Origin of the sequence: Moorena sp. SIO3I8, assembly GCF_010692325.1 — a bacterium.
Classification (GTDB): domain Bacteria; phylum Cyanobacteriota; class Cyanobacteriia; order Cyanobacteriales; family Coleofasciculaceae; genus Moorena.
Genome location: NZ_JAAHHW010000166.1, coordinates 1 through 11,481, shown reverse-complemented (window position 1 = coordinate 11,481; position 11,481 = coordinate 1). Strand labels below are relative to the sequence as shown.

Below are 11,481 nucleotides of genomic sequence, written 5' to 3'. Positions count from 1 at the left end.
AAATCCGAAAGCAGGCTTTTGTAGCTCAGGATTAGCCAACATATAAGCTAGAGCTTGTGGTATCCCTACCTTTAAAGAGTATTCTGCTCGTTTCGCTTCAATCACCACTATCCAAAACTGAGGTTGGCAAATCAAAATATCAATTCGTCCCCTGACAATCGTTTCCTGATCTTCCGATGAAATTTGTACATCCTTTTCAGCAATAATATAGAAGGGTGGGCGATAAAAATCAGCAATTCTCAACAATGGGGATAGCACCACCATTTTGACAATCGGTTCTACCATGGGATACTCAGATAAGTGAAGATAGTCATCCTTGACTCGATCTAGCCATTGTTTTTCTAGCTCATTTAGTTCCGGTAAATCCTCTTGCCATTCTGGAAATAATTGCTCTTCTGTATTGGGCTCTAGTCCAAATTTTTCCTTCAATTGAGGCAGAGAAATATCTTGGGCTACGATTGTTTCTACCATTATCCTTTGGGAATTGTTAATTAGGTTAATTAGGTTAATTAGGAATTTAAATTTTATTTTTAATTGCTAATGCTTTTACCTTATTATAAACCTTCGCGTAGATTGGCCTATGGTCAATCGTAAAAATAATATCGCTCTCAATTTTAAGTAATTACTGCATTACGTGGCTATTTTATCCTTTACAATACTGTTTAATTTAACCCCTAATTCTGATTCTAATTCTACAGGTTTATTTTTGATCACCACCTGATGGAATCCAGCCGCTAACTGGAGATAGTTCTGGCAATTCAACATGTAACCAACCTACACTCCCTTCTCCTCCCACACCTCCCACACCTCCCACACTCCCTGTTTGACCCTGATGTCAGAAACTTACCCCTGTCAATCATCCCTGTACTGTACAAGATTGACCGTAGGTCACGCTACGCGATGAAGCGAAGCTTCCGCTAAAAGCGATCGAACATTTTGCGATCGCAACCAAGATTAGAATAAAGTAAACAAGTGTAAAGAAATGCTTAGTTTTACTTGATTATTTATCTAAAAGATAAGCATACTGTCCATTGCCGGTTGAAAATAACTATGCAGTATCTGTTTCCAAAACGAATTTTAGTATCCTTAGCAGCACTGTTCCTAGCTTGTTCTATGTGGGCGATTGCTCCTGAGGCAAAGGCTTACGACAATCCTGAGTTACTGCCCGAGGTTCAAACACCAGTCATTGATTTAGCGAACTTTATTCCAGAGCTTCAAGAGCAGAAACTAGTCGAAGATTTAGAAAGCTTTGAGGAGGAAACTGGCTGGAAACTCCGAGTTTTGACCCAATATGACCGCACCCCTGGTCGGGCAGTCAAAGAGTTTTGGGGACTTAACGACAAAAGTGTGTTACTGATTGCTGACGCCCGAGGGGGTAATATTCTAGGGTTTAACGTGGGTGATGCCCTCTATGAATTCCTTCCTCGGACATTTTGGGTAGAGTTGCAAACCCGATTTGGTAATCTCTACTTTGTACGGGATAATGGCGAAAACCAATCCATTATCGAATCCCTAGATACGGTCAAGCAATGCCTGCGCCAAGGTGGATGTCGGGTGGTACCTGGACTACCACGGGAACAGTGGATTCTGACCCTAATTACTTCTACTCTCGGAGGAGTGATTTTTGGATTTGCGGCTATCCCCCGCAAACGGGAACAGGTTTTCGCTTGGCAATGGGCTTTGATTTTGTCGCCACTTTGGGGTATCCTGTTTATTGCCTTCGGTATTGGACCTGTGGTGACACGGACATCTGATTACTTGCCACTATTGCGCAATATTATTGGTTTTCTTCTCGGTGCGATTGTGGCTTACTTGTCACCAGTGATTAGTGAATCATCAGCTTCAGAAACTTAACACCTGGTCAAATCCCCGTAATTTCCGGAATTTTCCGGAAATTAATAGCTAGGTTGCAGGAGTTCCTACTCATTACTCAGCACTATGTTTCTGCTAGCGCTGTGCTTCTAATAACTCCTTAATACCTTTTTCTGCTAGGTCCATCAACTGATTGAGTTGATGGCGAGTATAAGCCCCTGACTCCGCTGTTCCCTGAACCTCAATAATACCCATTTGGTCGTTCATCACTACATTAAAATCCACATCAGCCGCCACATCTTCGAGATAGTTGAGGTCTAAAAAGGGCTCACCTTCCAATAAACCGACGGAGACAGCAGCAACTTGGTGAATTAAAGGCGATCGCTCTAGTACTCCCGTTTTAACCAGTTTATCCACAGCATCCGCAAGAGCAACATATCCCCCAGTAATGGAGGTAGTGCGGGTACCTGCATCCGCCTGTAAAACATCCGCATCTACCGTAATGGTCCTCTCGCCCAAGGCTTTGAGATCAACAGCAGCCCGTAAACTACGTCCGATTAACCGCTGAATTTCCTGAGTTCGACCGGAAAGCTTGAGAAGTTCCCGTCTTTGGCGTTCCGGTGTTGCTCCTGGTAACATCCTATACTCAGCGGTTAGCCAGCCGCTGCCAGTATCCTTGAGAAATCGGGGGACTTCCTCCTGAACCGTCACGGTACAAAGTACTTTGGTCTCACCACAGTGAGCTAAAACGGAACCAAGAGCATAGCGGGTAAACTCTCGCTCAAACAAAATGGGACGTAGTTGATCCGCTTGTCGGTGATCAGGACGCTGCCAAGACATAAGTTATGTAGCAAAGGGAGTAGGGAGTAGGGAGTAGGGAGTAGGGAGTAGGGAGTAGGGAACAAAAATTATCACAATATTATTGAGCTATATTATCGAGCTAGTCACCGTTAATAATTGTGTAATTGTTTTCAATAATTTTGTCCGACAATTTAGTAACAGATGTTGGATTGAGGAGAAATGAAGCTGCTCGTTTAGCTGTTTCTTCACTTAACTGGATTTGGGTTAGGCTAACTAAGCCGTCGTTCAGAAAATGATCTCTAACTAGAGCTTTCTCTCCACTATTGAAGATAGTCTCATAAAAAACTTTCTTTATGCCAGCTGAAATGATTAACTTCAAGCACGATACACAAGGTTCTAGGGTGACATAAATAGTCGCTCCAGCAGTGGCAATACCATGTTTAGCTGCAAACGCGATCGCATTCGCTTCAGCATGAACAGCTCGGGATGGCATGGTACGAGACGCATCGCAGCTACTTAGTCCAGCATAGCAGTATCCCTGAGCTGTGCAATGACTTGAGCCAGATGGGGGACCATTGTAACCTGTTGCTAAAATCTGATTGTTTTTAACAATCACTGCTCCTACAGGAAAGGCTAAACAGGTTGAGCGAGTAGCTGCTAGCTTAGCCATCATTAAAAAGTATTCATCCCAGTTTGGTCTTTCATTAGTCATTGGTAATTTTAAAGTTGTTAATGATCAATTTTATATCAATGTCAGTTTAGTTGATGACATAAACTATCATCGTCTTTTTTAAGTGAACAGGGAGCAGGTAAAAGAGAACAGTAAATAGAAACATGTCTTAACCTTTACTGTGGTTGCTATAACTTGTCATTTTACCAAGAACTATTCACCAAACTATCTTTGGTTATTTTTTACACCAAACTCGTTTTTTAGGTTATCTATAGTTGATGCTGATCAATAACTGCTTATCAATAACTTATCCTAGTCATGAAGTACAGTCAATTTTCCCATGGGTCACTCCTTACTCCCTAATTCTTAATACCCAGGATTTTGTATATCATAAGTATTAAAAATGCTATAATTGGTGATAATTTTTATCTTCTTTTATAGCTATCATAGCTTTTTCTAATTCTATTCCTAAATAGACCGCATGACTAGGTTGTATTGAAGGATTATCACTACAAATTTTTCTAGATAAACTCATGGCATTTTTACCAGAATACGTAGCAATTACTTCCCCGCTACCAGGGGTTGTATGCTTCACTATAATATCAGTATTTTCCGTTTCAATCAAGAAATTACCAATGGGATCAGCATACTGTTTCTGTTCTGAATTGATAATTTGTTGATAGTGATTTTGAATAATCCGATTAGCATAGTCATAACAATCATCATAAATATGAGCACTTTGACTAACGGTAATCAGCGGTCCCATTTTTAATTGAATACCCCCGCGCTTAGCAATTTGGTCTTTAATATACTGCTGTAGGGCTCTGAGTCCAAAGGCATTAGCTGGCCAAGCGCTAAACATATCATTACTTCTCAATGTGGCGGTTAGGGACAATTCATTATCCACAACTCTCAGCCAGATGTGATTCAGACAAGGACTGCCCCCTTTCTCATGGTCTTTGACATCCCATAGGGACATCACTGCACTGGCTGCATCGATTTCACCAATGAGTTTGGTGATGACTTGCTCGATTTGGTCACGTTTGAACCAAGAACGTAGACGTTGACCATAAGTATATTTCACTCCTTCTACTACGGGTGCGTCGTCCAGGATTTGATGAATGTATTCTTGGATAAAGTCGCGATCGCATGGTAAATAATTGGGCTGAGGAAAGTAAAATTCAGGAGGTTCTGCCGTTACTACTGCCATTAAATCAATTAGCTCTTGCCAATATCCGTCATAACCCGTGGGCCGAATTGTGCCGGTAGTTTTAATGCGATGAATTATTTTAACCCAAGTTTCAGCTATCGTTCGTCCTTCAATGCGATGTCCGTAGCGCGGTCCTGGTTTTAGGGGGGCACAGCCAGATGCCCCGACATCATTGGCCATAGGAAATTCCAACGATTTTCCCCAGGGCTCTTGAGTTTTGGAGCCATAAGACTTAACCAGACTAACGGCTTGGGTAATCGAATCAGCCTCTGCCACAGAAAGTTCCCTTCTGAGTTGTTCTAGGATGACTAAGGGAATCTCCATGTCAATATACCCTTTTATAGAAGAGCGAATCACCCAGCAGTGACGACCAGTATCACTAGTCCCTTCTTCAACCCCATGGCGGAAGAAGTCCAGCAAGCAAGTCCCACTGCCAGCATTTCGGTCTTCCTTCGTAGCGTTGAGAATGACCAAGTAGCGGACATGGGGATTAGCGAGGAGATTACGAATGAGCAGGCTAATTCCCCGGGTGGGACTGTATAACTGTCCGACCACAGCAAACTCAGAAGGGTTTAACTTTTTTGCGATCGCTTCTTTGATCGTCCAACCAGTAATTACCGCCGTTTGACCTGTACCGTAAATTAGTTGGTTAGGCTTGTGCAGGGGTTTGTACTGGAATTGACTTGGTTTGGTGATTGCTGTCATTTTAATGCAGAAGTTGAAGCTTGAATGTTGACTGTTAAATTTTAAATGTTAACTGTTAAATGTTTAAGGTTTAAGCGTGAAGTAATGGTAATCAACATTCATTTTGACCAACTACGGCGTAGGTTAAAGAAACCTTCCAGAAAGTTTTTTAAGGTCTGATTACGACTAATTCGTTGGTGCTGCCACTGTATTGCTGTTTTCTTAAAAATCTCTGACAAGGTGGGATAGGGATAATAGAGATTTGCCAACATACCCAATTTAATTTTCTGCTGAATCGCTAGGGTAATTTCCCCGATTAATTCTGTTGCGTGTGATCCAACTATGGTTGCTCCTAAAATTGTCCCATTGCGCTGCACTACCAGTTTCATATACCCAGTGGTTTGCCCCAGGAGCTGAGCCTGATCTAACTCTTTGAAATATTCTCGAATCACCCAAACATTCTTGCCATAGCGCTTTCTGGCTTCTACTTCTGTCAGACCTACCCGTGCTAATTGGGGTTCAGTTAAGATTGTCCAGGGAATCCCGTGATAATCCACCTTAAAGCAGGGGAAAAACAATGCATTCTTCAAGGCAATGCTGGCTTGATACTGGGCAATATGGGCACAGGGATAACCACCAGCCATCTTGCCACAGCTATAGATGCGGGGATTAGTCGTTTGTAGTTTCTTATTGACCTGAAGACCCTGCTGAGTGTACTTTATCCCAACCCCTTCTAGATTTAAGGATTCCACATTGGGTTGCTCACCCGTAGCCAGTAAAATGGCATCAGCTTCAATGGCCTTATTACCAGCCTGAACCCAGGTTTTCCCGTCAATCTCTCTGACCTGATCAACTGGACTATCCGTCAGAACTCGAATTCCCTCAGCTTCCAACTGAGCTTGTATGAGCCTAGATGCTTCTAGGTCTTCCTGGAACAAAATACGAGTAGTACTGACCACCAACGTTACCTCACAACCGAGTCTAGCTAAAGTCTGAGCTAGTTCTGGAGCAATAGGCTCATCCCCAATCACTACCCAGGTTTTGGGTAGTGAAGGTTGGGAGGTTGAAGGTTGGGAGGTTGAAGGTTGGGAGGTTGAAGGTTGGGAGGTTGTTCGCGTAGCGTGGCCTTTTGGCCAAGGTTGTTCGCGTAGCGTGGCCTTTTGGCCAAGGTGATCGGGTTGCTGGTTTTCAGGTTGCTGGTTTTCAGGTTGCTGATTATCGGGTTGCTGGTTTTTAGGTTGCTGGTTTTCATTTCCAACCTTCAACTCCCCTTCAACCTTGAACCTTCCAACCTTCAACTCCCCTTCAACCTTCAACTCCCCTTCAACCTTCAACCTTCCAACCTTCAACACTTTGTGCCAGATATCCTTTGGTGTGAAATAGTCTATGGTCTGTAACCCTTTGATATCGGGAATAGCTGGGCGAGAGCCAGTAGCGATCAGATAGGCACGAGACCGCAAACGTCGGTTGTTGACTACAAAACCGAGGTGAGGCAGTCGGCAAAATTCCCCCTCACCAGTGATTAGATCAATCCCTAAAGTAGCTAAAATAGCTGAAGAATTCTGTTCTGAGCAGTTGGCAACCACTAGATTAGCCCATTCCATCACCTCAGTTAGTGGTAGGGATGGAAACCCGGTCTGTGACATGACGGGTTCGGTTAAATCATCTATTTGAGGGTGAATACCCAATTGAGCAGCGTCACGCATCTGCTCAAGCTTACGCCCCATCTCACTTAATACTCTGGTGTAAATAGTCCCCTGTGCTAGCCAACTATTTTGTCCTTGCTGAGGGTCTACCAGAGCCACACGAGCATTTAAACCAGCAGCCGTAACAGCAGCATAGACACCAGCAGGAGTGCCACCAATGATAATTAGGTCATAGTCAACGGTCATTCTTCCAATAGTTGAAGGTTAGCAGGTTACAACTTACAGGTTAGCCGGTTAGCCTGTTGAACGTTAAAGGTTACAGGTTGAAAGTTACAGGTTACAGGTTAGCCGGTTAGCCGGTTGAAAGTTACAGGTTACAGCCGCTTCACCTTGGCCAATAGGCCACGCTACGCGAACAACCATCTAACCTACGCGACAACAGACGCCTACGGCCAGCAACCTTGGCCAATAGGCCACGCTACGCGAACAACCTTGGCCAATAGGCCACGCTACGCGAACAACCTTGGCCAATAGGCCACGCTACGCGAACAACCTTGGCCAATAGGCCACGCTACGCGAACAACCTTGGCCAATAGGCCACGCTACGCGAACAACCTTCAACCTTCTAACCTTCAACCTTCAACCTTCTAACCTTCAACCTTCAACCTTCTAACCTTCAACCTTCAACCTTGGCCAAAAGGCCACGCTACGCGTTCAACCTTCAACCTTCTAACCTTCTAACCTTCTAACCTTCAACTTATCAAGATAGCGTCTAAAGCTGTTAGTAAGCGTTGGTTATCTGCCTGTGTACGTACAGCGACCCGGAAAAAGCGATCGCTTAATTCCGGGAAGCTTAGGCAATCTCTGATCAAAATCCGATGGTGTTGGAGTAGTTGTGCTTGGATCTGTGACGTGGATTTTTCTGAGTGGACTAGCAAGAAGTTAGCTGCACTGGGGTAAGGTTGAAGACCAGGTAACTTAGCCAGTCCCTGAAACAGTTGCTTACGCGCTGGTGCTAACCAATCCCAGGTTTGCTGTTGAAATGCTCTATCCTGAACCACTGCCGCTGCCGCTGCCGCTGCTAAGGTATTGATTGGCCAAGGGTCCCGCCACTGCTGCCAACGTTGAAGTCGCTCAGGGTGGGCGATGCAATAACCGAGTCTGAGTCCAGGAAGACTGTAAAACTTGGTAAGCGATCGCAAAATTACCAAGTTCGGATAATCCCCAATTAAAGGAATCAGGCTTTGCTCCTGCTCAGGAGGCAGGAAATCCATGAAAGCCTCATCCACAACCACCAAAGCAAATTGCTTCAGATAAGGCTCAATTGCTTCTGAGGTAAACAATTGACCTGTGGGATTGTGGGGGGTATTCAGCAGCAAACCCTTTCGAGTCCCCTCTTGTGGGAGTAAGGAAGTAAGGGAGTCAGGGAGTAAGGGCATCAAAGAATCAATTTCCCTGCCCATCTCCCCATCTCCCAATCTGACACTAGGTGTCGAGAGTTCCCTCATTAGGGGGCACTCCCTAATTCTTGCTCCAAATGCCTTCAGTCCCCGTTGGTAGTCCCTAAATGCTGGAGTAATTATCAAGGTTTCATCTAGTTCTGATAGCTCGCGACAAGCCCAAGTTAATAATTCGGCTGAGCCATTACCTGGAAGAATCCAGTCTGGGGGCAGGGTTGGATGCAGTTGCGTCAAACACTGCCGCAGCTCGGCGTAATTGGGGTCAGGATAAGCTACCAGGTTATCTAGCCCAGACTCAATCCCTGCGATCGCACTTTTAGGGGGACCAAGAGGATTGATGCTGGCAGAAAAATCAAGAATTAAGGAAGGAGGACAGTTAGCCAGTGCTGCTGCCCAGGCTAAATTTCCCCCGTGACTTGGTCGTTTCAAGGACAAGTTTCTGAGTGAATCAGCGATTACTCCTTCGGTGGTGCAACTCTCTCTTTAAAAACCTTACCAGCAGAAAAGGCTGGAACCTTAGTTGCCGGAATTTCCATCTTTTCACCAGTTTTGGGATTGCGACCCTCACGAGCCTTACGCTCCCGGGATTCAAAGGAACCAAAGCCCACTAAGGTGACTTTATCACCCTCAGACACTGCTTCCATAATCGTTTCTATCGTAGCCGTTAGTACTGCATCCGCTTGTTTTTTGGTTACAGTAGCTCTTTCCGCCACTTTATCAACTAATTCACCCTTATTCATTCAAATCTCCTTGTTTTTCAGATCATCCAACCAGGGTTTTCAACAAAAAAATCGCTGCAACACTCGCAGCTTCAAGGTTTCACTGCATTATTCTAATGTTTGCAATGCCGATATGGATCGTTGAATGCTTTAATTTATATAGATTTCAGAATTTTGTCCCAAAATGCTCCCCTAAATTTATTCCTTAGGGAGTAGACAATCATAATTTTTTATGATCTTTGATTGTTAATTATATATAACTAATTATTTTACGGTAAGCCCCCCGCTCTAGGCGTGCTTGGTAGGTCTGCTATGGATAAGCATGGATAAGCATTGTTGAGAGCCCTTTTTAGGTATTGACAATGACCATTATATTAAGTTATAATATCAAATCCGGTTAAATAGTTATCGTTAAGCCTTGGCTGCCTGCCACCAATGAAAATGGGTCAGACCACGAATGAAGTCGCACTGCTTGAGTAAAACACAACAGCGAGCGCAAATTATCTGCTCCAACTCTTCAATTTTCTCAAAGCTGCGGTTGACAATTGGTTCATCTAGCCATGGCCATAGTCTTTCGGCTGGCTGCAACTCAGGGGAGTAAGAAGGCAGAAATTCCACATGTAATCCTTCTGGCCATTTCACTTGCTCACTGGTGTGCCACCCCGCTTGGTCTATAGTCAACAAAACCTGTTTGTGTTGCCCTAAACCAAAATGTTGAGCAAAGTCTGCTAACACTTGATTGAACAGGTAGATGTTAACTTTTGGCATTAGCCACCAGTAGGTTTGACCAGTAGCCGGATGGACAAACCCATAGACCCAAACCCATTGAAACCGCCATTGCACGGTCGCTGTTGGCATGTCCCACCATGGAACCCATAGCCGTCTTACCATAGGCTTGAGACCCAGACGATGCTCATCCATTGCCCAAAGTTGAATCTCGGCATCAGGGTGCTGCTGGCGCAATTGTTCTACTCGTTCTGCTATTTTTTTTTTCCAGTTCTCTTGCTCCCAGGGGTCCGAGTCCACATGAGCAGGACGAGGTATCCGTAGTCGGTACTCCATCTGCTTGAGATATTCCCATCCTCGTTGCGGAGCCACTGGACGCTCTAGCACCCGACTCATCCAATCAGCTACCTTGGGTCCATTCCACAATCCACTTTCATTTACTGGGGTCTCTAGGGCTTGTAAAAGTTGAGCTTGTTGGACTTGATCAAGCATTGGTTCAGCACCTGAGTTGTGATGGCGTTGGTCTCCGACTCCAGCAACTCCTTTATTGTTGTAGCGGTTAGCAATGACCCGAATCCACCGCAAGGAGTAGCCAGTCACCTCCGCTACTTCAAGGGTCGTTTTACCTTTGGCCATTAACCACAGTATTTGGTAATGGCTTCGCCCCACCGGGTCTTTTTCTTCACGATATCGCTGTTCCAAGGCGTCACAACTCAGGTGGGGCTTCAGGGTCAACCTTTTGGGCATAAAACTTACCATGCTCTGTCTTAACAGTAAGTATACACCCGGATTTGATATAATTTATGTTTATCAAAAATCAACCAAACCAACTCAATAAAATTAATTCAACACGTAAAAGTCTCAAAACGTAACTACTCCCACCACTAAAGTAGGCGGGAGCTGTCAAACCGGAAGTGTTAAGGCACTTTTAGCTGAACTTTACCTTGATTTCCCCTTAGTTACCTGGAGACTGAAACCCTCCCCGGTTTAACATTTGACGGGCATCCCGTCCAGGAGTGTAGCTGTAACCATACCCACCATTGCGGTCTGTGTCATCCATAATTTGAGGGGTCACCAGGATAATCACTTCAGTACGCTGATTCTGCTTATCGGTGCTTCTGAACAGAGCACCAAGTAAGGGAATATCACCCAAAATTGGCACCTTCGATACCGTTGTGCGGTCAGTGTCCTGAATAATGCCAGATAGAATTAACGTCTGACCATCCCGCAGACGAACTAGTCCAGAGCTGAGTTCTCGGCGACTGAGGAATGTGATGGTGTTTTGTGCATTATCACTGTTAAAATCTTGAGTTCCGGAGGGGGCTGTGATCGACGGAGCTGTAGATAAGGTGATAAAACCATTGTCGTCAATTCTCTCAACATTGACCGTTAGCACTAAACCAGCCTCTTCAATAACCGGGGTGATGGTTCTAGTGGTAGCACCACCGTCTGTGTCTATATCTGTCCTCACACTGGTCAGTACTTCCTGAACCAACCGGACACTAGCTTCCTGCCCTTCTTGGATGACTAGAGTTGGGTCGGTCAGAATCTTGGCGTTGTTGCTGGTAATCTGAGCCTCCAACGTTAATAAAAACTTATCAGGGAACTCAAATAGAGAAGGAAGGGCAAACTCAAACCCGTTTTCATCCACTTCCTGCACACCTGGCTGGAATGGATTACTATTTCGACCAAAGCCGGGACGGGCAAAGGGTGATGGAATATTACCTTCAACGAAACCATCAACGATATTATC

General features: G+C 44.7%; 10 protein-coding genes and 1 pseudogene. 2 read left to right on the top strand and 9 right to left on the bottom strand.

What is annotated here, in order from left to right; translation table 11 throughout:
- The coding region (locus F6K51_RS33035; protein WP_293028971.1) for a restriction endonuclease subunit R at nucleotides 1-471 on the bottom strand (471 nt) is incomplete at its 3' end.
- 579 nt (nucleotides 472-1,050) lie between these two features.
- Here F6K51_RS33035 and F6K51_RS33030 point away from each other — a divergent pair.
- Nucleotides 1,051-1,854, top strand: coding sequence for a TPM domain-containing protein (locus tag F6K51_RS33030; protein ID WP_293028968.1), 804 nt, complete (start codon nucleotides 1,051-1,053; stop codon nucleotides 1,852-1,854).
- 93 nt (nucleotides 1,855-1,947) lie between these two features.
- On the opposite strand, the gene rph is transcribed toward F6K51_RS33030, so the two are convergent.
- The 4 genes from rph to F6K51_RS33010 all read right to left on the bottom strand — a co-directional run bounded on the left by rph (nucleotide 1,948) and on the right by F6K51_RS33010 (nucleotide 7,069).
- Nucleotides 1,948-2,652 carry a ribonuclease PH gene (gene rph / locus F6K51_RS33025; RefSeq protein WP_293028965.1) on the bottom strand — a complete coding sequence of 235 codons (705 nt, stop codon included), beginning with the start codon at nucleotides 2,650-2,652 and terminating at the stop codon, nucleotides 1,948-1,950.
- Between the two features lie 100 nt (nucleotides 2,653-2,752).
- A complete protein-coding gene (locus tag F6K51_RS33020; RefSeq protein ID WP_293028962.1) occupies nucleotides 2,753-3,325 on the bottom strand; it encodes a dCMP deaminase family protein in 573 nt (190 codons plus the stop codon).
- A gap of 364 nt (nucleotides 3,326-3,689) precedes the next feature.
- Nucleotides 3,690-5,198, bottom strand: a complete 1,509-nt coding sequence (locus tag F6K51_RS33015; protein WP_293028959.1) for a thymidylate synthase — start codon at nucleotides 5,196-5,198, stop codon at nucleotides 3,690-3,692.
- 98 nt (nucleotides 5,199-5,296) lie between these two features.
- Complete coding sequence (locus F6K51_RS33010; protein WP_293028957.1) at nucleotides 5,297-7,069, bottom strand: NAD(P)/FAD-dependent oxidoreductase; 1,773 nt, start codon at nucleotides 7,067-7,069, stop codon at nucleotides 5,297-5,299.
- Between the two features lie 114 nt (nucleotides 7,070-7,183).
- Here F6K51_RS33010 and F6K51_RS33005 point away from each other — a divergent pair, with 114 nt between their 5' ends.
- Nucleotides 7,184-7,357 (top strand): hypothetical protein, encoded by a 174-nt coding sequence (locus F6K51_RS33005; RefSeq protein ID WP_293028955.1) that lies wholly within the window; start codon nucleotides 7,184-7,186, stop codon nucleotides 7,355-7,357.
- Between the two features lie 218 nt (nucleotides 7,358-7,575).
- Here the strand turns inward: F6K51_RS33005 and cobD are convergent, their stop codons facing one another.
- The 4 genes and pseudogenes from cobD to F6K51_RS32985 all read right to left on the bottom strand — a co-directional run.
- Entirely contained in the window at nucleotides 7,576-8,712 is a 1,137-nt protein-coding gene (cobD, locus tag F6K51_RS33000; protein WP_293028953.1) for a threonine-phosphate decarboxylase CobD, read from the bottom strand.
- A 26-nt stretch (nucleotides 8,713-8,738) separates the two neighbouring features.
- Nucleotides 8,739-9,023 carry an HU family DNA-binding protein gene (locus F6K51_RS32995; protein ID WP_287251158.1) on the bottom strand — a complete coding sequence of 95 codons (285 nt, stop codon included), beginning with the start codon at nucleotides 9,021-9,023 and terminating at the stop codon, nucleotides 8,739-8,741.
- A 390-nt stretch (nucleotides 9,024-9,413) separates the two neighbouring features.
- Complete coding sequence (locus F6K51_RS32990) at nucleotides 9,414-10,475, bottom strand: IS630 family transposase (protein ID WP_293028945.1); 1,062 nt, start codon at nucleotides 10,473-10,475, stop codon at nucleotides 9,414-9,416.
- A 208-nt stretch (nucleotides 10,476-10,683) separates the two neighbouring features.
- Nucleotides 10,684-11,481: pseudogene (locus tag F6K51_RS32985) on the bottom strand (hypothetical protein); the annotation flags it as partial.